This is a genomic window from Micromonospora parva, from assembly GCF_040649675.1.
In the GTDB taxonomy this organism is placed as follows: domain Bacteria; phylum Actinomycetota; class Actinomycetes; order Mycobacteriales; family Micromonosporaceae; genus Micromonospora; species Micromonospora parva.
The window spans coordinates 50,758-71,432 of the sequence record NZ_JBEZFX010000012.1; the positions used below are offsets into that span (position 1 = coordinate 50,758).

Genomic DNA, 20,675 nt, shown 5'->3' on the forward strand with positions numbered 1-20,675 from the left:
AGTCCAACACGAGTGCCCGTTTGCGGGCAAGTTGCGCAGAGCAATCCTTGAGTAACCCGCTATCCGCCGTGAAACGTCGGGTCGACGCACAGCCTCGGCAGGACGATCAGCGAAGCCGCGATGGCCCGGTTGACCGCGTCGATGCGCGACACCGCACCGAGTTTGGCGAAGATGTTGCGCAGGTGGCGCTTGACCGTCGCCTCCGACAGGCAGAGCCGCCCGGCGATCTGGGCGTTGCTCATCGCCTGACCGACCAACTGCAGCACCTCGCGCTCACGGTCCGACAGTGTGCTGTGCACCGGCCCCTGCACCTGGGTCAGGCTCTCGCGCGACACCGCCAGCATCACCGGAGCGTCATCGGCGCGGGCGCGGCGGATCGCCGCCACCAACTCCTGGCGCGTCGAGTTCTTCAGCAGGTAGCCGCAGATGCCAAGGGTCAACAACTCACGCAGCAGCGTCGGGCCGTCGAACATGCTGAGGATGATGACCCGGCTCGCCGGGGCGACATCACGGATCCGGCGCACCGTCGTGGTCACCCCGTCGCCGGGGATCTGCACGTCGAGCAGCACGATGTCGGGCTGGCGGACGCGGATCTCGTTGACCGCCGCACAGCTGTCGCCGGCCTCGCCGACGACAACGAGATCGCGCTGGGCGTCGAGGATCTCCCGGAGGCCGTCGCGAACCACGACGTGATCGTCGACGAGCACGATGCGGGTCGGCTCGACCATCGTCGCGGTCACCGGCCGGCCCCCGCCCCGACGGCGAGCAGCGGCACGACGAGTTCGACGGACACGCCCTGGCGGCCCGCCGCTCGCACCGCGAGGCGACCGCCCACGGCGGCCGCGCGCTCAGCCATCGCGCGCAGGCCGGAACCGTCGCGCTCCGCGGCGAGGTCGAAGCCCACCCCGTCGTCGACGACAGTCGCCCGCAGCTCGTGCGGGGTGATGTCGACGACCGCATGGATCACTCGGGCACCGGCGTGGGCGACCGCGTTGCGCAACGCTTCGCGGACGACCAGGAACACCTCGTCGAGCACCTCGGGCGGCACCCACGACTCGTCGCCGTTGATCTCGGTGTGCAGACGCGTCTCGCCCGTCTCGACCGTCGACAGGAAGTTGGCGAGCGCCTCGTCGAGGGACCCGAGCGGCTGGGAGAGGCGAAGATCGGCGATGAGCACCCGCAGGTAGCCGACCGCGTCGTGGAGCGACTCCCGGGCGATGACCACCCGGCGGTCGACGTCGCCTCCGTGTCGTTCCTGGGCGAGCTCGTGCGCCTCCAGGTTGCGGTACGCCGCGCTGAGGCTGTGGCCCAGTCGGTCGTGCAACTCGCGCGCGATCAGCGAGCGTTCCGCGATCTGCGCCTGGTGGACCTCGTTCATCAGGCCGGCGGCGTAGCGCGAACTCGCGTCGAGCAGCCGGGTCAGTGTCGTGCGGGTGAGCGCGTCGGCGACCAGGGCCAGGATCGCGCCCTGGTCGGGCCGGCCACACAACTGCTCCAGCGCGTCGGCCAGCAGGATGTCGGCCAGCGCGACGACAGCGCGGAAGCACTCGCGTGGGTGAAGGTCGACGCCCTCGGCGGGCGCCGTCGGCGGCGGTGCCGACAGCGGGTCGGTCGTCTCGCGACCAATCTCGACGACCGTCTCCCGGACCAGGACGTCGGCCTGCGTCGTGTAACTGTCGACCAGGTCAGCGACCCCGCCGAGATCGTCAGTCGCAGCGGCGAGACGCTGACGGTAGGCGGCGAGAATCGGTTGACGCCTGCGTTCGAGAACCTCGGCAGCGGTCCTCCGCAGCGCATCGTTTCCATACACCATCGCGGATCCCCCGGTGTGTGCCCTTGTTGCTCCCCAGGTGCGGGCACGAACGGCTCTCCCCAGCGCCGGCTGCCCGCCGTGTCGCCCGGCTCCCCCGTGCGCGGACGACAAAGCACTCAGATCGGATCGGCCTTCTACGAGTTGTCACGGCCGACTACTCGCACGAGTCTACGGTCTCACCGCACACCGTTGGAAGGATCGAAGCTTAGCTTTTGGTAGTCACACCAAAACTTAAGGTGAAATCCACGCTTCGCCGCTATCAGCTTTCGACGCCGCGTTGAGGGACCTCCGCGACAGTTCCCCCGAGACCTCGACCCATCAGGAGCGGAGCGACCAATGGTGAGCAGACGCAACGTCATGAAGGCCGGCGCCACCGCGGGCGCAGCCGCGCTGGTCACGACCACCGCGGCGGCAGCGGCGCGCGGATCCACCCCGCCCGCGACGCCGGCCCACGGCGCCCACACCGGTCACGGGGGGACGGCGCACGTCGCGGCCGCCGCCGCCCCGTTCACTGTCCGGATGCCGATACCGCCCGTGCAGCAGCCGATCGCCTCGGTAGGCAACACCGACTTCTACGTCGTTTCCACCCGTAAGGCTCAGGCCGAGATCCTGCCCGGGACGCGTACCGAGGTGTTGACCTATGACGGGCTGTTCCCCGGCCCGACGTTCCGGGTCAAGACGGGCCGGCTCGCGGTCATCGCCCACAGCAACCACCTCGACATGCCGACCGCGGTACACGTGCACGGAGGCCAGACCCCGTCGAGCAGCGACGGGTTCCCGACCGACGTGCTCGACCCGGGCAGGAGCCGGATCTACAGCTATCCCAACAAGCAGCGGGCCGCCACGCTCTGGTACCACGACCACGCCCATCACATGGAGGCGGAGCACGTGTTCCGCGGGCTCGCCGGCTTCTTCCTGATCGACGACCCGGCCCAGGCCGACCTCCGGCTGCCGTCCGGCAACTACGACGTCCCGATCATGTTGCGCGACGCGCGGTTCGCCGACGACGCGAGCCTGGTCTTCGAGCACGACGACTTTCAGTTCCGCAACACGATCCTCGCCAACGGCAAGCCGCAGCCCTACTTCCAGGTGGCCGCCCGCAAGTACCGGCTGCGCTTCGTCAACGCGTCCAACCTCCGCACGTTCACCCTGCGGCTCGGCAACGACGCCGAGGTCACCCAGATCGCGAGCGACGGCGGGCTGCTCGCCGGGCCGACGCCGATCCGCTCGTGGAGCCTGACGCCCGGCGAGCGGATCGAGATCGTCGTCGACTTCGGCGCGTTCCCGGTCGGCAGCCGGGTCTTCCTCGACGACGCGGTGGCCGGGCCGGTGCTGCGCTTCGACGTCAACCGAACCGCCACCGACACCAGCCGGGTGCCCGACCGGCTGAGCACCATTCCCGCGCTGCCGGCGGCCACGAAGGAACGGGCGTTCACGCTCAACCTCAACCCGGCGACCGGCCAGTTCCTCATCAACGGGCAGCAGTTCGACGCAGACCGGGTCGACACCGAGATCAAACGCAACACCACCGAGGTGTGGACGGTGACCAACGGCGACACGCTCTTCGGCATCCCCCACAACTTCCACCCGCACCTGGTCCAGTTCCGGGTGCTCAGCCGCAACGGTCAGCCGCCCGCCCCGGGCGAGGCCGGGCTGAAGGACACCATCTCGGTGGGGCCGGGTGAGACTGTCCGGCTCCAGGCGACATTCGGGCCGTACCTTGGCCGGTATGTCTACCATTGCCACATGATCGACCATTCCGCGAGTGGGATGATGGCACAGATGAAGATCGTTCCCTGACCCTGAGAAAGGTTTCTTGTGCCCTCTGCAGAGAAGACTGTGCAGATCGGACGGACTCCCGAGGTCGTCTTCGCCTTCCTCGCCCGGGGCGAGAACGACGCACGCTGGCGTCCCAACGTGCTCGACGTCGCTCGAGTCTCGGGCGAAGGGGTCGGCGCTCGCTACCGACAGGGGCTCAAGGGCCCCGGCGGGAGTCGCATCCCGGCCGACTACGAGGTGACCGGGTTCGAGCCGGGACGGCGACTGGCCTTCCAGGCCACCGGCAGTGTGGTACGCACCCAGGGCGAGTACACGCTCACACCGGCCGACGGCGGCGGGACGAAACTCACGCTGAAGTTGGCGTGGCAGCCGAGCGGGCTGTCGCGCTTCCTCGGGCCGGTCGTCGGCAAGACCTTCGAGGAGGAGATCGCCGCCCTCGACGCCCTGCGCGACCTGCTGGAGAGCGAAGCGTGAGCCGGTAGTCCTGGCGGCAGCCGCCAACGGATGTCGGGCCCGGAGCCGGATGGCTCCGGGCCCTCATCCTGCCCTTGGTCAGGGGCTGGTGCAGGTGACGCTGCTGGGTGCGGTGGCCCCGTTACCGGTGGCGGTGAAGCCGAAGTTGGTCGAGGCGTTCGGACCCACAGTGCCGTTGTAGGGGGCGTTCCGGACGGTGACACTGCCGGTGGTGCCCGTGTTGACGCCGCTCCACAGGCTGCTGATGGCCTGACCACTGGCCAGGGTCAGGCCCACGGTCCACCCGGTCAGGGCAGCCGTGGAGTTGTTGGCCACTGTCACCTCGGCCTGGTAGCCGCCGGGCCAGGTGTTCAACGTCCGGTAGGTGGCAGTGCAGGTGCCCGGCTCGCCGGTGGGCGGCGGAGTCGTCGGCGGCGGGTCGGTGGGCGGCGGGTCGGTCGGCGGCGGGGTGGTCGGCGGCGTGGTCGACTCGAACTGGCTGAAGAACCTCCAGATCTCACCCGAGGTCCAGGTCCGCGAGTCGTTGGGGCTGCCCGACCCGTCGACCGGGCTGGGGGTGTGATCCCCGTCGAACGCCGCCCACTGCACCGGGTAGCCGGCCCGGCAACCCGAGTAGGCGGTGGTGATGTGGGTGAGGCTGCCCCGACTCGGCTCGCGCGGACTCTGCGCGGTGCACCCGTTGTTCCGGACGAACGTGTCGCGCAGTTGTCGCCCCTGCGAGATGTTCAGCACGCTGTCGTAGATGCCGTGGATGCCGAAGTAGGCGACGGGTTGGGTGCCGCCGTTGCAACCGCTGAGGTTGGCACCGGAGATCACGGTGACCGCGCGGATGACGGTGGGCCGGGCGCAGGCCACCGCGTAACTCATCGCCCCGCCGTAGCTCCAGCCCAGGGCGAAGCGCTGGGTGGTGTCCACGCAGAGGTCGTTCTCGATCTGCCGGGAGATGTCGTCGAAGAGGGTCAGGTCCCGACCGTTGGTGTTGGCCCAGCCGGCGTTGATGCCCTGCGGGGCGACGAAGATCGCGCTGTTGTTCGACAACGGCTGGAGGCCGTAGTAGCCGGCCGAGGTGACGTTGTTCGCCGAGCCGTTCAACCAGTGGAAGCCGAAGATCAGACGGTACGGGCGGTTCCGGTCGTACCCGTCCGGGATCCGCAGGTTGTACGTACGGCTCTGTCCGCTGCTCTGGATCGTCCGGGTCCCGCTGGCGAGTGTGGGGGCCTTGCCGCAGCCGGCGGTCGCCGCGAGGGTGCCGTTGGTGGCGGCAACTGCCGTCGCACCGAGGCCGCCGCTCAACACGCCGCCGGTGGTGGCCGCGAGGAGAAGCGCCGCGGCCGCGATGGATGGGAGGAAGAACCTACGTCTCAGCATTGTCTGGGCTCCTTGCCGTTCGGCGTCTCGTGCTCGTGGCTCGGCGGCGGCACCGGGGGTGTGCGGCCGCCACCCGTCGAGGCCGGGGCTGCCTACGGTGGAGCGTCGGAAGCTGGGCATGCGGCCGGCGCGACATCGTCCGACGACCAACAGTGGTCGCCTGGCATCGACGGGGCCCGGACTGGTCACCGACCGGGAGGCGGGAGGGGAGTGCCCTCGGCGCGTCTTCGCCGGCTGGCTCGGGTGACCGGGAGCGTGCCCTTCACTCCCGGATGAAAGATAGCATGTTATCGATAACACACCGAGCGGTTCGTGGCGCTCGGGCTCACGTCCCGAACGGCCGGGACGCCCACTCGGCGGCCACTTCCCGCAGGTCACCGGTGCGGAAGAGCGGCGGCTCGTGCAGCAGGAAGTCACGGTGGCTGATGTTCCAGGCGTACGCGCCGGCCATGGCGAAGGCCAGCACGTCGCCCACGCCGATCGGCCCGGCGGTGCTGGAGAAGGACAGCACGTCCTTCGGGGTGCAGAGCTGCCCGACCACGGTGACCGGCCCGCCATCGGTACGGGGACCGGCGGCACCGAGCCGCGGGTGCACGGTGAACGGCTGCGCGTGCCCCTTCGCGGCCGGTGTCCGCAGGTGGTGCGTCCCGCCGGCCACCACCACGAACCACTCGCCGTAGGAGCGCTTCACGTCGATGACCTCGGTCAGGTACGCCCCGCAGTGGGCGGTGACCGACCGGCCCGGCTCGATGCGCAAGCGCACTCCCGGATAGCTGTCCAGGACGTCCGCCAGGGCCCGGCCGTAGCCCTCCCAGTCGAACCGCGCGTCGGGGTCGGTGTAGTCGACTGTCATGCCGCCGCCGACGTCGACCTCGGCGGCGTCGACCTCGGCCACCGCCCAGTCGACCACCGCGGCGGCAACCGTCGCGGCGAGCGGTGCGTCCAACCCACTGGCCAGGTGGGCGTGGATTCCGCGGACGTCGATGCCGGCGGGCGGGCGGCGGGCACACCCGACGGCGTCGGCCGGGTCCATGCCGAACGGGCTGGGCCCACCGCCCATGACCAGGCTCGCGCCCGGCGCGTCGACCGGCAGGTTCACCCGCAGCAGCACCTGAGCCGACCGGCCCGTGGCGGTGGCGAGCGCGCCGAGCCGGGCCAGCTCGGTGGGCGACTCGACGTGGATGCGGTGCACCCCGGCGTCGAGCGCGGCGGCGACGTCGGCGTCGGTCTTGCCCGGCCCGGCGTACGCGGCCGGCGCCCGTCCCGGCAGCACCTCGGCCAGCCTGCGCAGCTCGCCCCGGCTCGCGGCCTCGAACCCGTCGACGATCGGGGCGAGGGTTCGCAGCACACCGGGGTCCGGGTTGGCCTTGACCGCGTAGAGCAGCTCGACCGGCGGGGGCAGCGCCGCCCGGACGGCTCGGGCCTGCCCGGCCAGCGCGTCGAGGTCGTGGACGTAGACCGGTCGGGTCATCGTGGCCCACCCATCGGGTTCGGCACCGGCACGAACGGCGCGGCCCGGTCGGCGTCGCGCCGCCAGCGGACCAGCAGGTTCGCCTTGGCCAAGAACGGCTCCCCGTCGAGCAGAACGCGCAGCTCGGCGGGATCACCGAGGTCGGCGGCGACCGCCTCGACGACGCCCCGCAGCTCCTGCCACAGCCGCTTCTCGATTCCCGGCCGCGCGTCGGCGAGAGCCCCGCTGATCCCACCGAGATGATTGACGAACAGGCAGTAGACGATCCGGCGGTGGGCGGCGCGGGGACCGTAACGGACCTGCGCCGGGACGCCGTCCGGCCAGGTGGCCCACCGGTCGGCGTCCAGCTTCACCCCCTCCAGGTCGCGCAGCAGCATGCGTACCGGGCGACGGTCCCGGTCGAGCACCACGACCACGTTCTGCAGGTGCGCCTCGTGCACGACGCCGTGGCTGAGCCAGCTGCGCAGCACCGCCGGCACCAGCAGGCCGACGTACGCCCGCCACCAGGCGACCGGATCCGCTGTCACCAGCGGTGCGCCGGCGAGTGCCGCCGCCAGCACCGGGGTGTCGCCGGGACGCAGGTGCGGGCGCAGACCGCTGCGCAGGATCGTCCCGTACGCCTCGTCGGGGCCGGCGACGTCGACGGTGCGGTACGCGGGCTCGGCGAGCAGCCCCACCCCGTCCGGCAGCGGCACCCGGGCCAGCAGGTCGGTCAGCGCCACCGCCCCGGTGAGTTCGTAGCGGGCGTTCTTGCGCAGGCAGTTGGTGATCCGTACGTGCAGGCTGGTCTTCACGAACAGGTCGGCCCCGGGGGCGTAGAGGGTTCGGACGCTCGCCGTCGGCCGGACCGGCACACCGGCCGCCCCCAGGTCGCGCAGCAGTGGGTGGGTGGGCGGGACCAGCGACAGCTGCCAGGGGTGCACCGGCAGGGCGCGGTGCCCGCGCGGGGGCCGGGGCGGGTCGAGCGCGGCCACGAGCGTATCGAACGGTCCGGCGTCGGCGGTCAGGTCGTCCGGTACGGCGAGCCAGTGCAGCCGGAACGCCGTGCGCAGCTCCGGCGCGTATGCCCGCCAGCTGTCCGGGTCGCCGCTGCGCCACTTCGGGGTGGGGTGGTGCGGGTGGCCGAGGACCAGCGACTGCTCGGAGTCGACGTACGCGTCGATGGCGGGCTCACCGGTAGGGGTGGGGTCCGCGGCGGGTCGGTCGGCCAGCAGTCGGGCCACGGTGTCCCGGCTGGCCCGGACCTGTTCGACGAACTCGTCATTCGCCAGCCCGGTACGGATGGTCAGCTCCGCCGCGACGAGGGCGGCCAGCCCGTCCGCGTCCAGGTCCGCCCACCGTCCGCCGCCGATGTCCCGCTGCACCGGGCCGGTGTAGCGGTGCGCGCCGATCGCCGAGGCTCGGGCCACCGCGCAGCGCACTGTGACGTCGAGGTGGCGCAGCAGCAGCCGGACGGCACCGTCGACCACCGTCGGGGTGTCACCCGGCGGGGCCAGCTCGCGCAGCAGGCAACCGAAGACGGTGTGCGCGGCGGCCAGGTCGGCGAGCTGACCGGTGTCGGTGGCCGGCCGGGAGCGCAACTGGGCGCTCGTCATCGTGTCTCCCGCAGGTAGTTCGGGCCGGTACGCAGGTAGTACTTGTTGATGTCGGTGCAGCCCAGCCGTTGTTTGGGCAGCAGGGTGCCGGCGGTGAGCATCGCCTTGACGGGCAGATGGGTGGCGTTCAGGACCCGCTCGGTGAAGGTCCGCCCCGCCGGGCCGTCGCCCCACCGGTCGCGGGCGGCGGCGAGCCGGGGCACCAGCGCCTCGGCCGGTGTCGGCACGGACAGCCCTCGGGCGGCCAGGGCGAGCAGGGGCGCGGCAGCGGCCAGGTGCAGCGTGATGGTGATGAACACGTCGGCCAACTCGTGCGGGTCGCGCGCCCACATCCGGGCGTCGTGCAGGGTGAGACCGTTCGTGCCGTCGTGCCGCGCGTCCAGCCGGGCGCCGTCGTTGTCCTTGTACAGCAGGCCGACGGTGCCGTCCGGGTGTACCAGCAGGTGGATGTTCTGCGGGTGGGCCTCCAGCGCGATCCCGTGCCGGAGCCAGAGGAAGACGTGCCAGTCGAGCAGCAGGTCCAGATAGGACTCCAGCAGTGCGACGGGCCGCTGCGGGCTGATCCGGTCGAGGACCGTGTCGGCCACCGGGTCAGCGGCGGCGAGGGCCGCGACCGGCACCACCTGAACGCCGGCCAGGTCGCGCGGAAACCGGCGGAGCAGGAAACCGCGTCGCTCGTCGCCGTCGACGTGCGCCCACGTGCTCTCGTCGGCGTGCCGGATCCGGCCGACGAAGCGGGGTTCGGTGCTGGCGATCCGGTCGAGCAGTGCCGCGACGGCCCCGCCGTCGGCGAGCGAGCCCGGTTGCAGGGTGCGTCGGTTGCGCGCGCCGAGACTCGCTGTCGGCAGCGGCAGTTTGAGATGCAGGTACGGGTCGTGGTCGAGTGCCACCGTCCGCATGGAGAGGGTGGGTCGCACCGGGGTCACCGGCAGGTCGACCACCGGGAGCGCGTCGCGTGCCACGGTGAGCGGGTGCGCCGGCAGCAGCAGCTGATCCGGTCGCGGCGCGGGCGGCCACCAGGGCGGGAGTTGGCCGGTGAGCCGGACGTCCGTGGCGGGGGCGGCGTACCAGCGCAGCGCGAAGCGTGGAGCGTGCTCCGGGGCGTACCGGAGCAGTTCGTCGTCGCGCAGACCGTGCCGGCACCGGTCGGTGGGGTAGACGGGGTGGCCCTGGTGGGCGGCGAGCACGTCGTCCAGGAGCGCCGTCGGCAGGCCGGTCGGGGTGCTCGCCCGTTCGGCGGCCACCTCGGTGAACACCCGCTCCCGGTTCCGGGCGGCGAGCCGCCGGGCTCGCAGGTCGGCGCGGCACTCGACGGCGAAGTCCCGCCAGCCGGCCTCGGCCTCGGCGTTGCCGTGCGGGGCGAGCAGCGTCAACAACCCCTCCAGGGTCTCCGTACGCCGCGCGTCGCCACTGCCGTCCACCAGCAGGACCGTCGGCGCGGAGCTGCGCACTGCCTGCTGGAACCCGTCCGCCCGGACCGGTATGCGCAGCCGGCCGGCGGGGTGCGACACCTGCCACCAGTCGGGCCCGTCCGGGCGGCCGGCGGTGAGCAGACCGAGGTGATCCTCGCGCAGCAGGGCGTCGAGCACCCGGGTGAAGACCTCGCGCTCGCAGTCGTCGCTCACTCGACGATGGTCCACTGCAGGTCGCCGCGGAGGGCGGCCAGTGACTGCCGGACGGCGTTCTCGTCGGGGCCGATGCCGTGCAGCACGGCGAGGTAGTCGCGGTTGGTGCCGGTGTGCGCGGCGGTGCGGCCCACCTCGCGCAACGGGTGGCAGCCCAACCGGACGTCGCCGTGGACGGTGTCCAGCCGGCCCGGCGCGGCGACGAGACGGCCGGACCGGTCCGCGCAGACGTACTCGACCCGGGCGTGTCGGTCGACGGTGTCGGGCAGGCGCAGGGCGGACAGCGGCTCGCCCAGGTGCAGCCGGATGACGTACTCGAACAGCGGCACACCGAGCAGTTCGGCGAGGATCAGGTCCATCCGGTCACCGATGAGGCGGTAGTTCACCTCGATGAGCCGGACCCGGCCGTCGGAGATGACGTACTCGGTGTGGCAGGCGCCGAAGCCGACCCCGAGCGCGTCGAGTCGGGCCCGGAGCTGGGTGCGCGCCGGCTCTGCCGGGGGCGACCAGGCGAGGCTCTCCTCGGTGAAGGTCGGTGGCGGGCCGAGGGCGGTGCGCCACCCGCCGAGGGAGGCCAGCTCGGTGCCGTCGCCGAGGGTCTCGAAGGTCCGCAGTTCACCGTCGAGGTACTCCTCGACCACCAGCGCCACGTCGGGCCGCCGGTTGCGGATCTCGGCGACCCGGGCGACCAGCTCGGCGTGGTCGACCACCAGGTACGCGTCCTCACTGGCCACCCCCTCGCGGGGCTTGACCACCGCCGGGAACATCTCGTTCGGCACCTTTGGCGGGTCTGCGGGGTCGACGGTGACGACGCGTACCCGATCGAGGCCCGCGGCGGCGATCACCCGGCGGGCGGCGGCCTTGTCCTTGCAGAGACGGGCGGCGTCCGGGTCCTTGCCGGGCAGGCCGAGCTTTCGGGCGGCGATCGCGGTGGCCTCCTGGAGGTGGTCGCTGTTGGACAGCAGCGCCACCGGTCGGGTCGCTGCCGTCGCCGCGACCACGGCTGCCGCGTCGCGGACCGCGCACCGCGTCACCGGCACGTCCGCAGGCCATTCGGCGGGCCGGTCGGTCAGCACGGTGGCCGGCAGCCCGAGGGACGCCGCCGCCGGAAGGAACCCGTGCAGGACGGCGTCGGTGGGGTTGAGCGCGGTCAGGTAGAGCCGCATACCGCCTCCGTCGACTACCACGATGTCACGATTAGGGTAGCCTACCCTTATTAGGTGGAAATGGTGCGGTCTGCCCGGTGCAGCAGTCCGGCGGCGACCAGACCACCGATCAGCACCGCTGCCGCGCCCACCAGCTGTCCCGTCTCCAGCGCCGAGGCGAAGGCGACAGTCACTGCCTCCCGCTCGGCACCGTCGGGGGCGGCGGCGAGAGCCGCGGGGAACGATCCGGCGCCGGCCACCGCCGCCGGCAGCAGCGCCGCGAACCGGGCGTTCAGCACGGCACCCAGCACCGCGATGCCGAGGCTGCTGCCCACCTCGGTCATGGTGCCGTCGACCCCCGCGCCAGCGCCGGCCTTCGCCGCCGGGATCGCGCTCATCACGGCCTCGACGATGGCCGGGTTGGCCAGCGCGCAACCGGCGCCCATGACGAGCAGCCCCGCCAGCAGCACCGCGTACCCGTCGGACGGGAAGAGGGTGACCAGCGCCAGCCCGGCCGCGAGCAGCGTCATACCGACGGCGATGGCGACCGCCAGGCCGAGCCGACGGATCACGCCCGCGACGACACCACTGACGTTGAGCAGCACGATGGACAGCGCGAAGGGCGCCATCCGCAGACCGGCCTCCCAGGCCGGGTAACCCCGCACGAACTGGAGGTGCTGGGTGAGCAGAAAGAGCGCGCCGGTGGCACCGAACGTGATCAGCACGACTCCGGAGATCGCACCGACGAAGCGCTGGTCCCGGAAGAAGCCCATGTCCAGCATCGGATGTGGGATCCGTCGCTCCCACCGCACGAAGATCCCGAGTACCAGTACGCCGACGATCGCCACACCGATCACCTCGGTCGACGTCCACCCGCGCTCCGGCCCGGAGATGATCGCCCAGACGACAGCGGTCAGACCGGCGGTGGAGAGCACGGCGCCGGGCACGTCGAGTCGACCGCCGGCAGGCCCGCGGGACTCGGGGACCAGCGCGCGACCGACGAGCAGGCAGACCAGCACGATCGGCACGTTCATCAGGAAGATCGCGCCCCAGGGCAGATGGGCGAGGATGGTGCCGCCGATCGGTGGCCCGATGGCGAAACCCAACGCGCTGGTGGCAGCCCAGATGCCGATCGCCCGGGACCGCTCGGCGGCGTCGAAGACCTGCATCGCCACCGCGAGCGTCGAGGTGACCAGCAGCGCGCCGCCGACGCCCATGCCGGCCCGCGCGGCGATCAACTGTCCGCTGGTACTTGCGAGACCGGCGGCCAGCGAGCCGGCCCCGAACAGGACGAGCCCGGCGAGCAACATCCGGCGGCGACCGTACCGGTCCGCGGCGCTGCCGGCGGTGAGCAGCAACCCGGACAGCACCAACGCGTACGCGTTGATCATCCATTGCACCTCGGCGGTGCTGGCGCCCAGCTCGGTGGTGAGCACCGGCACCGCCACCGTCAGCACGGTGTTGTCCAGCACCACGACCAGCTGCGCGACGCACAGCACGGCCAGGATGAGCCATCGCTGTGGCAGTCGTACCGGTGTCGCGGTGTCGGTGGCCGGCTGGACGCTGGTCACGCCACCGCCTTGGCGCCGTCCGCTGCGGGCCGCTCGACAGCTGCGTCGGGGGTCGACCGGCCGACGGGCAGGCCGGCGGTCGGGCCGGGCCGGTGCGGGAATCGCCGCTGGTGGGCGAGGCCGAGGACGACCCCGGCGGCCACCAGCACGATGGCCGCGACGGCGACCGCCGGATAGCCGACCCGCTCGGCCGCCGCGAGACCGATGGATGACGCCACGAACGAGCAGACCAGGCCGAACGACGACAGGACGGTGAAGTCGGTGCCACCGGTGTCCGGTCGCGAGTAGTCCATGTTGACCGTGTAGAGCACGACGTTGGCGATGGTGTAGGCCACCATGAAGCAACAGAGCGCGGCGACCGTCCCACCCAGCGGCGCCTGGCCGTTCATCAGGGGCAGCAGCAGCAACGTCGACACCGTGAGCGCGAGGCCACCGGCCACGAGCACGCCACCGCGCCCGAACCGTCCGACCCCGAGCCCGGCGACCAGACCCGCGACGATGGCCGGGGCGCTGGTCACCACGCCGGTGACCACGCCGATCCGACCCAACGACCAGCCGGCGTCGACCAGAGCGGGGGTGACCAGGGCGTACGCCATTCCCGCGCCGACGTAGACCAGCGGCACCACGCCGAACGTCCACCACCGGCAGCCGGGCTGCCCGAACACCGACAGCAGCGCCCGGTAGGCAGTGCCGATCCGGGCCACCCGATCGGTACGGGGAGGCTCCCGGAACCGCCACACCACCACCAGGCCGACCGCCGTCATCGCGACCAGCAGCCCGATCGCCGACGCCCAACCGAACTGGTCGTAGACCAGGACGCAGGCCCCACCACCAAGCAGGTTGCCGAGGTAGCTCGCGGCGACCTGGATGCCGTTGCCGGTCCCCCGGGCCGACTCGGCGAGCATGCGCACCGCGACGGCGTCCACGGCGATGTCCTGGGTGGCCGAGAAGAACACGTACGCGGCGCAGATCGCGACGATCGGGCCGAGCGCGTCGGCCGGGCTGGCGAACGGCAGCAGCGCCAACAGGGCCAGCACCAGGGCGCTCTGCAGGACGAGCAGCCAGGAACGGTAGTGGCCGCGGTGCCGGGAGCCGTACCGGTCGAGGATCGGCGCCCAGAGGAACTTGATGGGCCAGATCAGGCCGACGATCTGCAACAGCGCCAGCGTGTCCAGCGAGGTGCCGCCGTCGCGCAGGATGGCGGTGAGCCCGACGGTGATGAAGCCGACGCCGAGGTACTGGGTGACGTACAGCGCGGTCAGGGTGCCGAGCCGGCCCCTCATGCCGCTTTCCAGTAGCCGAGGGAGGTCAGACGGTCCTTGTCGACGCCCAGCGTCTTGCGCAGGTGTCGGGTGATGCTCCTGGTGGTGGCCGCCTCGCAGGCCACCCAGTAGTGGCCCGTGTCGCCGGTCGGCAGGGCGGCGCAGACCGTGTCGACGAGATGTTGCCCCGCGTCGCGCCGAGGCACCCAGGTGACCTCGTGGTGCGCCCGGGCCCGCAGCGCGAGCGCCTTCTCGCCCTCGTGGGCGTACTCCAGCCAGACCGTGGCCGGGATGTCGGCACCGGCGTCGAGCAGGCTGTTCACCGCGGGCAGGGAGGCCGCGTCGCCGACGAGGTAGAGATGGTCGGGCGCGGGGTCGGGCAACTCGAACGCGCTGCCCTGGACGGTCGCGCTGATGGTGTCGCCGACAGTGGCCGTGGTGGCCCAGCGGGCCGCGCAGCCGTCATGGATGGCGAATTCGAGGGTGAAGCGGCCGGTGGCCGGGTCGGGGTCGACCAACGTGTAGGCGCGCTGGTGTGCCCGCCCGTCGTTGTCGAACCACAGCCGGATCCACATCGTCGGGTGCACCCCGCACGCCTCCAGCAGCCCGCCCCCGTCCAGGAGAAGCCGCTGGTAGTGCCCATCGATCGACTCGGTGCTCAGGACGGTCAACCGAAAGTCCCGACCTCCCATGGCCTTGAGGACCAGGGCCTCCCAGTTCCGCTTCACGCACCCCTCCAGGTAAGGTCATCCTTGGTTAGGGGAGGTTAACCTAAGTTGCGCCCCGGATGGAACAGAGGACAGCGCCCGATGACGTACCAGGAGAAGATCGCCGGCCTCGGCGAGCTGTCGTTGGTGACCGTGAACCCCGACCGGGACGCCGCCCTCCTGCACGGCTGGGTGACCCTTCCTCGCAACTCCTTCTGGGGCATGGGTTCCCACACCCTGGAAGAAGTGCGCGAGATCTACGCCTTTGTGGACAGCCTGCCCACTCACCACGCGTACCTGATCCTGATCGACGACGAGCCTGTGGGCCTCTTCCAGACCTATCAGCCCGAGGCGGACCCGGTCGGCGAGCGTTACCCCGTCCAGCCCGGCGACGTGGGAATGCACCTGCTGCTCAGCCCCGACCGACGCCTCGCCCGCAGCCTCACCAACGCGGTCGGCCCGGCCGTGGCCCGCTTCCTGTTCCGCGATCCGGCCGCGCAGCGGATCGTGGTCGAGCCGGACGTCCGCAACCACCTCGCCCTGCGCCGACTGGAGATCGAGGGCTTCACCCTCGACTCGGAGATCGACATGCCGGACAAGCGGGCCCAACTCGCGTTCCTGACGCGCGCCCGGTTCGCGGCGAGACACCAGACAACGGCCTGACCGCCGACGCCCACCGACTACTGGCTGGTGGCGGTGGGGGCGCCGAGCCGATTGTCCAGCGCGCTCAGCTCGGCGATGCGCGCCTGTTGAATCCGGCTGGCGAACGCCTTCAACTCCGGGCTCCCACCGGCGGTCTGCTCGCCCCGGCACAGCACCACTGTCTGCGCGAGGTGCGCCCGGATCAGCGCGGCGGCGCGGGACGGCACCTCGACGTCGGGGGCGGCACGCAGCTCGGCGAGGCTGGCCTCGGTGACCATGCCGGGCATCTGGTGCCCCTCGTGGATGTTCAGCTCCGGCACGTTGCCCGCGGCCAACAGCCCACGCAGGTCCCGCAGCTCGGCCTGATGAGCCGTCCGAAGCTCGCCGAGGAGGGCCCGCAACGACGGATCAGCGTCCGCCGGCCGGGTGCCGAGTTGGTCGATCAGCGCGAGCGCGCCCTCGTTCATCGGGATCAGCAGTTGGATGAAGGCGTCGTCGGTGCCGCTGAGCACCACCGGCACGGTCGGCACCGCAGCGGCCGGTGGGCTGGTTGCCGACGAGGCCACCGGGGCCGGTTCGGTTCGTCCCCAACCGTTGGTGAGCCCGACGGCCAGCGCGGTCGCGACCACTGTCACGACGACGCCGACCATCCGACCGGTCCGGACGCGAGACCCGGGACGCTCCGCCATGATCTGCTCGGCCCTCCGTTCGTCGGCGCTCAACGGGCGGCTTGGAACGCGCGGCCGACCGCTGTCGCCTCGGTCCCGTCGCGGAACAGCCCGGACCGGTCCTGGTCCGTGGCGGGGAGCCCGAACCAGGCGTAACGCTGCAGGTACGGGAGTTGCCCGAGCATGGCGGTGGCCGCGGTGAGGAAGGCCGCCTGCTGCTCCGGAGAGGGAAACTGCGAACCGCCCGCGCCGAAGCGGATCAGCGCGAACTCGGTCAGCCAGATCGGCTTCCGGTACCGCTGGTAGACAGCCTGTAGGTACTGCCGGAGTTGGGCCACGGCGGTGGCGGTGGTGAAGTCGGCACCGAACCAGTGCAGCGTGATGAAGTCGACCCGGTGGCCACGGGCCTGCGCGCCGGTCATGAACCTGTCCAGCCAACCCTGCGGGTCCGGCGCGCCCCAGGCGACCGCCGGGCTGCCCAGCCTGCTGCCCGTCGCCATCAACTGCGGCCACAGGTCCAACGCCTGATCGACGGTCATGTTCGCCTGCTCGGGCAGGTCCGGCTCGTTGAAGGTGAGCAGGTACGGCCCGGCGGCCCTGGCCCGCGCCAGCTCCGTGGCGGTGACGTTCTCCGCGCTGCGGATCATCGGCACGAACGTCGCACCGCGCGGAGTGCTGATTCCCGGGTGCTGGGTGCCCCAGGTGTAGTACCAGCCGGCCTTGGAGTTCGCCAACGCCTGACTCGCCCCGGCGAAGTTCCACACCCCGACGCCCTTGCGCGCGGAGCTGACCACCGGCGGCACCGGCACTTTCGACGCGGGCCGTGCGCTCGGCGGCGGTGCGACGCTCGGGGTGACGACTGCGGTGGGTGCCGCGGACGGCGGCGCGGCCCAGGAGGGTGCGGACGGATCGTCCGGCTGGATCACCACCGCCATGGTGATGGCCAGGACGGCGGCGGCCACCCCGGCGACGAGGGACGGCACCAGGCCACGGGGCCGGTTCGCCGCGAGGCCGACGACGCTCTGTCCACCGCCGCCATCGGTGGGCGGGGTCGGCCCGGCGGCGGGTCCGACCGCCGGGCTCGGCGGGGCGACGGCCGACGCGGCGGCCGCCGGGGCGGACACGTTCGGCAGGTGGGCGCCGAGACCCGCCGGCAGCGGCAGCAACGGCAGGCCGGCGAGCAGCCGGTCGATGGGCAGGAGCGTGCTTCCCAACCGGACACAGAACGCGCAGTCGCGGACGTGTCGAGCCAGTCGCTTGCGCCACAGCGAGCTGGGTGTGCCGTCCCACTCGGCGGTCACGGCGCCCAGTTCCGGGCAGCCGGGGCGGGCGCGGAGCGCGCGGACGACGGCGCGGGCGCTCTGGATCTGCTCCTTCATCCGGTGGATCCGCACCGCGACGTGCCCGGGTGACAAACCGAGGGCGTCGGCGACCTCGTTGCGGGTGATCTCGCCGGTCTCCTCCAGCCACCACAGCGAGAGCAGTTCCTGGTCGTCCGGGTCGAGCCAGCGGGTCGCCTCGGCCACCTCACGTCGTTGGTCGGTGAGGCCGAGCCGGAGAATCGTCATCCCCGCGAAGTCGGAGGCGGGGTCGGGCACGTTGTGGATCGCGTCGAGCCCGGCGTCGCGGTTGAGCGCGACGCGTCGGCGCGTCTCCCAGTCACGCACCTGCCGGATGGTGATCGCCACGAGCCAGGACCGGTAGGCCGCCGGGTCGTTGAGCGCGGGCAGGTACCGGATCACCCGTACCAACGTCTCCTGGACCACGTCGTCGACGTCGGCGTGCCCGCGCAGCGCACGCCCGACAATGTTGTAGACCAGCGGGAGCGAGGCCGTGACGACGTCGTCGAGAGCGCGCTGGTCGCCCTGCCGGGCCGCGACGACCAACCCGACATCGGGCAGTGCTCGACCGGCTGACGACATGCGTCTCACTCCTCGTGTGCTCGTCCGCGCGGTGCCCACGCTGGGTGCGCTGACCGCCCTCAGGATCGGAGACTCGCGGCAGCGGGTGGGATTACAGAATTCCCGGGCGGTCGGTCCGCCACAAGCGACGCGGGTTCGCCGGCGGCGCATACCGGGCGACGATGCCGGGTATGGTGCGGGGTGTCGGTGTCGCCGGGCGTTCGCCCGTGCACGGGACACCCGCATTCGGGCGCCAGCGTGTGCGCCGACGCGTCACCAGGTCGCACGGCCGATGTTGCCGAGGCCGAGACGCACCCCTCTCGTAGAGACAGGATCCCCGCATGACACCGAACGACAACGGTCGACCCGTCCTGTTCCTCGCCACCTCCAACGGCGAGGCGTTGGACGGACCGGCGGTGACCTTCGACAGCAGCGAGGAGGCGATGCGGCAGCTGCGCCACCCGTTCGCGGTGCGGTCGGCCTCGCCGGCACCGGCCGCCGTCGACGCCCCGGACCAGCGCGGCTGACCCGGCGGCGTTCTCCCGCGAACGCCAGGACTCATACTTTCGGTTGGGAAATGGTCGGCCTTTCGGGTAGTGTGCGAGGCATCACGTGAACGACATGACGCGGCGGCGAGGCCCGTGCTCGTGGCCTTGCGACAGCGCACCTTCGCCCGTATGTGCGCTCCGGCGGTAGCCGGTTCGGAGACCCTTCCGGTCGATCGACGGGCCTGCGGGAAGGACCACCCACGTGGCCACCATCGTCGACAACGCGACCAGCACCCGCACCGACCAGCGGAGCATCGACCAGAGCCCGGATGAGCTCCTCGCCGAGATGAAGGCGACCCCGGCCGACGACCCCCGCCGGCCAGCCCTGCGGGACCGCGCCATCGAGGCGTGGCTGCCGCTCGCCCGGCACCTGGCGCGCCGCTACGGCGGACGCGGCGCACCCGACGACGACCTGGCCCAGACCGCCTTCGTCGGGCTCATCAAGGCCGTCGACAACTTCGACCACAGCCGAGGTGTCGACTTCAGCGGGTACGCCATCCCCACCATCATCGGCGAGATCAAGCGGTACTTCCGGGACCGCACCTGGGCGGTCCGCGTGCCCCGCCGCCTCCAGGAGCTGCGCCTGTCGATCAGCGCGGCGAACAGCACCCTGATCCAGACCCTCGGCCGCTCGCCGACCGTCGCCGACATCGCGTCCTACCTCGACGTGTCCGAGGAGACCGTCCTGGAGGGGCTGGAGGGTGCGCGCGCCTACCGGGCCACGTCGTTGTCCACCCCGGTCGGGGCCGACGGCAGCCGGGAACTCGGGGACACCCTCGGCGACGACGACCGGGCCTTCGACCTTGTCGACCTCCGCATCGCCCTCGGGCCGGCCCTCGCCACGCTGCCGGAACGCGAACGACAGATCCTGAGCCTGCGCTTCCACGGCAACCTGACCCAGGCCCAGATCGCCGACCGGATCGGCGTATCGCAGATGCACGTGTCCCGGCTGATCACCCGCTCGCTGGCCGCGCTGCGCTGCCAACTGAGCGAGGACATCGCAGCCTGAGCCCGGTCAGAGCTGGACGACGTGGCCCACCCGTGGCGGCGTACGACCGGCCAGAACGTCGAGCCACGCGTGTTGCAGCGCCGTCGGCCCGGCACCGACCCGAACGTCGAGCCACCCGCTCACCACGGCGGCGAAGCGTTGCCACGCCGCGGTGAACCGCTCGTCGAGCCCGTCGCGGCCCCAGTCGTGGCTGCGCTTGCGCATCTGCACCGGCGCGAAGAACACCTCCTCGGCGGCGTCGGCGTTCGGCGTCTGGTTGGTGAGCCCGACAGCGATGTCCCGGACGAGCCGGTCACCGAGGCGCCGCCGCAGGGCGGCACGGGTCGAGGGCGCGCCGGACAGGTCGAGGTAAACGGTCGGGACCACGTCGAGGGCGTCGATGTCGTCGTACGACACGACCTCGTCGTAGCAGCCGAGCGACCTGGTGAAGGCCAGGTTGCCGGGTGAGGTGAGACCGACCAGGCGCGGTCCGCGGCGGTGCAGCTCGAACGCGGCGGCGTACGCGGTCTTGCTCGACGCCGACGACACCAGCAGCGCCTCGGCGCCGTAGAAGTCGTTGTCGACAACCTGGTCGGCCAGCATGAACGAGGTGAAGAAGAGCGGCCGGAACAGGATCAGCAGATCCTCCTGGTCGCGCTGGTACGCCGGGTCGCCGATGGTCGACCGGTACGCGTTGTACGGCGACGGCAGCTCGACCCGGTGCGGGCTCGCCTCGCGGAATCCGGACCCGTCCACCCGGTCCGGCCGCACCACGAGGTGACCGGCGGGCGGGAGGTAACCATAGATCCGTTGCCCCACCTCGACCCCCGCCACCGCCGAGTCGACCACCTCGGCGAAGCCCCAGAGCGGCGGCAGGCCCCATTGCGGTCCGAGCCCCTGGGCGGCCGGCGGGAAGAACTGCCAGTAGCGCATCGCGTCACCGAGCACCGCGTAGGTCACGTTGTTGGCGGTGAGGCCGACGCGGTCCACGCGCAGCAGCGCCTCGCCGTCGGCCACGGCGGGGATGGGGCCATCGACGAGCGTGGTCTTCCCGAGGTCGTCCCGAGCCACCGCGAAGGTCCATGAGTCAGCCATGAGGTGACGCTAGACAGCCCCGC

Annotated in this window: 18 protein-coding genes; 5 read left to right on the top strand and 13 right to left on the bottom strand. The window is 71.8% G+C overall.

Annotated features, from left to right (window positions below):
* Nucleotides 1-59 precede the first annotated feature (59 nt).
* Together AB0C03_RS26680 and AB0C03_RS26685 are read right to left on the bottom strand one after the other, a co-directional pair.
* Nucleotides 60-740, bottom strand: coding sequence for a response regulator (locus tag AB0C03_RS26680; protein WP_245233539.1), 681 nt, complete (start codon nt 738-740; stop codon nt 60-62).
* Nucleotides 737-1,813 (bottom strand): sensor histidine kinase, encoded by a 1,077-nt coding sequence (locus AB0C03_RS26685; RefSeq protein ID WP_030329395.1) that lies wholly within the window; start codon nt 1,811-1,813, stop codon nt 737-739. The genes AB0C03_RS26680 and AB0C03_RS26685 overlap by 4 nt, the downstream gene beginning before the upstream one ends.
* 336 nt (nt 1,814-2,149) lie before the next feature.
* Here AB0C03_RS26685 and AB0C03_RS26690 point away from each other — a divergent pair, with 336 nt between their 5' ends.
* Nucleotides 2,150-3,613 carry a multicopper oxidase family protein gene (locus tag AB0C03_RS26690; RefSeq protein ID WP_210859442.1) on the top strand — a complete coding sequence of 488 codons (1,464 nt, stop codon included), beginning with the start codon at nt 2,150-2,152 and terminating at the stop codon, nt 3,611-3,613.
* Between the two features lie 18 nt (nt 3,614-3,631).
* Entirely contained in the window at nt 3,632-4,066 is a 435-nt protein-coding gene (locus AB0C03_RS26695; RefSeq protein ID WP_030329399.1) for an SRPBCC family protein, read from the top strand.
* A 78-nt stretch (nt 4,067-4,144) separates the two neighbouring features.
* Here the strand turns inward: AB0C03_RS26695 and AB0C03_RS26700 are convergent, their stop codons facing one another.
* From AB0C03_RS26700 to AB0C03_RS26735, 8 genes are all read right to left on the bottom strand, one after another.
* Complete coding sequence (locus AB0C03_RS26700; RefSeq protein ID WP_030329401.1) at nt 4,145-5,434, bottom strand: CE1 family esterase; 1,290 nt, start codon at nt 5,432-5,434, stop codon at nt 4,145-4,147.
* A 325-nt stretch (nt 5,435-5,759) separates the two neighbouring features.
* Complete coding sequence (locus tag AB0C03_RS26705; protein ID WP_030329403.1) at nt 5,760-6,905, bottom strand: alanine racemase; 1,146 nt, start codon at nt 6,903-6,905, stop codon at nt 5,760-5,762.
* Nucleotides 6,902-8,500, bottom strand: coding sequence for an IucA/IucC family protein (locus AB0C03_RS26710; protein ID WP_357639606.1), 1,599 nt, complete (start codon nt 8,498-8,500; stop codon nt 6,902-6,904). The genes AB0C03_RS26705 and AB0C03_RS26710 overlap by 4 nt, the downstream gene beginning before the upstream one ends.
* On the bottom strand, nt 8,497-10,125 hold the full coding sequence (locus AB0C03_RS26715; protein ID WP_357639609.1) for an IucA/IucC family siderophore biosynthesis protein: 1,629 nt from the start codon (nt 10,123-10,125) through the stop codon (nt 8,497-8,499). The genes AB0C03_RS26710 and AB0C03_RS26715 overlap by 4 nt, the downstream gene beginning before the upstream one ends.
* Entirely contained in the window at nt 10,122-11,291 is a 1,170-nt protein-coding gene (locus AB0C03_RS26720; protein WP_357639766.1) for an ATP-grasp domain-containing protein, read from the bottom strand. The genes AB0C03_RS26715 and AB0C03_RS26720 overlap by 4 nt, the downstream gene beginning before the upstream one ends.
* Before the next feature lie 50 nt (nt 11,292-11,341).
* Complete coding sequence (locus tag AB0C03_RS26725) at nt 11,342-12,841, bottom strand: MFS transporter (RefSeq protein WP_357639612.1); 1,500 nt, start codon at nt 12,839-12,841, stop codon at nt 11,342-11,344.
* Nucleotides 12,838-14,124: an MFS transporter gene (locus AB0C03_RS26730; protein WP_357639615.1), complete on the bottom strand. Its 1,287-nt coding sequence runs from the start codon at nt 14,122-14,124 to the stop codon at nt 12,838-12,840. The genes AB0C03_RS26725 and AB0C03_RS26730 overlap by 4 nt, the downstream gene beginning before the upstream one ends.
* Nucleotides 14,121-14,831 carry a siderophore-interacting protein gene (locus AB0C03_RS26735; protein ID WP_357639618.1) on the bottom strand — a complete coding sequence of 237 codons (711 nt, stop codon included), beginning with the start codon at nt 14,829-14,831 and terminating at the stop codon, nt 14,121-14,123. Before AB0C03_RS26735 ends, AB0C03_RS26730 begins: the two co-directional genes overlap by 4 nt.
* A gap of 81 nt (nt 14,832-14,912) precedes the next feature.
* Here AB0C03_RS26735 and AB0C03_RS26740 point away from each other — a divergent pair, with 81 nt between their 5' ends.
* Complete coding sequence (locus AB0C03_RS26740) at nt 14,913-15,473, top strand: GNAT family N-acetyltransferase (protein WP_030329417.1); 561 nt, start codon at nt 14,913-14,915, stop codon at nt 15,471-15,473.
* A 17-nt stretch (nt 15,474-15,490) separates the two neighbouring features.
* On the opposite strand, the gene AB0C03_RS26745 is transcribed toward AB0C03_RS26740, so the two are convergent.
* Nucleotides 15,491-16,141, bottom strand: coding sequence for a DUF305 domain-containing protein (locus tag AB0C03_RS26745; RefSeq protein WP_357639621.1), 651 nt, complete (start codon nt 16,139-16,141; stop codon nt 15,491-15,493).
* Between the two features lie 29 nt (nt 16,142-16,170).
* Nucleotides 16,171-18,042: a sigma-70 family RNA polymerase sigma factor gene (locus AB0C03_RS26750; protein WP_357639624.1), complete on the bottom strand. Its 1,872-nt coding sequence runs from the start codon at nt 18,040-18,042 to the stop codon at nt 16,171-16,173.
* A 320-nt stretch (nt 18,043-18,362) separates the two neighbouring features.
* Here AB0C03_RS26750 and AB0C03_RS26755 point away from each other — a divergent pair, with 320 nt between their 5' ends.
* Both AB0C03_RS26755 and AB0C03_RS26760 read left to right on the top strand, forming a co-directional pair.
* Entirely contained in the window at nt 18,363-18,548 is a 186-nt protein-coding gene (locus tag AB0C03_RS26755; protein ID WP_210857400.1) for a hypothetical protein, read from the top strand.
* Nucleotides 18,549-18,780: 232 nt separating this feature from the next.
* Nucleotides 18,781-19,578 carry a SigB/SigF/SigG family RNA polymerase sigma factor gene (locus tag AB0C03_RS26760; protein ID WP_051708235.1) on the top strand — a complete coding sequence of 266 codons (798 nt, stop codon included), beginning with the start codon at nt 18,781-18,783 and terminating at the stop codon, nt 19,576-19,578.
* Nucleotides 19,579-19,584: 6 nt separating this feature from the next.
* Here AB0C03_RS26760 and AB0C03_RS26765 read toward each other — a convergent pair whose 3' ends face one another.
* The gene (locus AB0C03_RS26765; protein WP_357639627.1) at nt 19,585-20,652 is read right to left on the bottom strand and encodes a DUF2855 family protein; all 1,068 of its coding nucleotides are present in this window, start codon (nt 20,650-20,652) and stop codon (nt 19,585-19,587) included.
* Between the last annotated feature and the right edge of the window lie 23 nt (nt 20,653-20,675).

What these genes read in the sequence shown, in the direction of transcription:
- AB0C03_RS26745 (WP_357639621.1), bottom strand. Translation starts at nt 16,141, where the DNA reads ATGGCGGAGCGTCCCGGGTCTCGCGTCCGGACCGGTCGGATGGTCGGC.
- AB0C03_RS26690 (WP_210859442.1), top strand. Translation starts at nt 2,150, where the DNA reads ATGGTGAGCAGACGCAACGTCATGAAGGCCGGCGCCACCGCGGGCGCA.
- AB0C03_RS26740 (WP_030329417.1), top strand. Translation starts at nt 14,913, where the DNA reads ATGACGTACCAGGAGAAGATCGCCGGCCTCGGCGAGCTGTCGTTGGTG.
- AB0C03_RS26685 (WP_030329395.1), bottom strand. Translation starts at nt 1,813, where the DNA reads ATGGTGTATGGAAACGATGCGCTGCGGAGGACCGCTGCCGAGGTTCTC.
- AB0C03_RS26750 (WP_357639624.1), bottom strand. Translation starts at nt 18,042, where the DNA reads ATGTCGTCAGCCGGTCGAGCACTGCCCGATGTCGGGTTGGTCGTCGCG.
- AB0C03_RS26705 (WP_030329403.1), bottom strand. Translation starts at nt 6,905, where the DNA reads ATGACCCGACCGGTCTACGTCCACGACCTCGACGCGCTGGCCGGGCAG.
- AB0C03_RS26730 (WP_357639615.1), bottom strand. Translation starts at nt 14,124, where the DNA reads ATGAGGGGCCGGCTCGGCACCCTGACCGCGCTGTACGTCACCCAGTAC.
- AB0C03_RS26765 (WP_357639627.1), bottom strand. Translation starts at nt 20,652, where the DNA reads ATGGCTGACTCATGGACCTTCGCGGTGGCTCGGGACGACCTCGGGAAG.
- AB0C03_RS26700 (WP_030329401.1), bottom strand. Translation starts at nt 5,434, where the DNA reads ATGCTGAGACGTAGGTTCTTCCTCCCATCCATCGCGGCCGCGGCGCTT.
- AB0C03_RS26720 (WP_357639766.1), bottom strand. Translation starts at nt 11,291, where the DNA reads ATGCGGCTCTACCTGACCGCGCTCAACCCCACCGACGCCGTCCTGCAC.
- AB0C03_RS26755 (WP_210857400.1), top strand. Translation starts at nt 18,363, where the DNA reads ATGACACCGAACGACAACGGTCGACCCGTCCTGTTCCTCGCCACCTCC.
- AB0C03_RS26710 (WP_357639606.1), bottom strand. Translation starts at nt 8,500, where the DNA reads ATGACGAGCGCCCAGTTGCGCTCCCGGCCGGCCACCGACACCGGTCAG.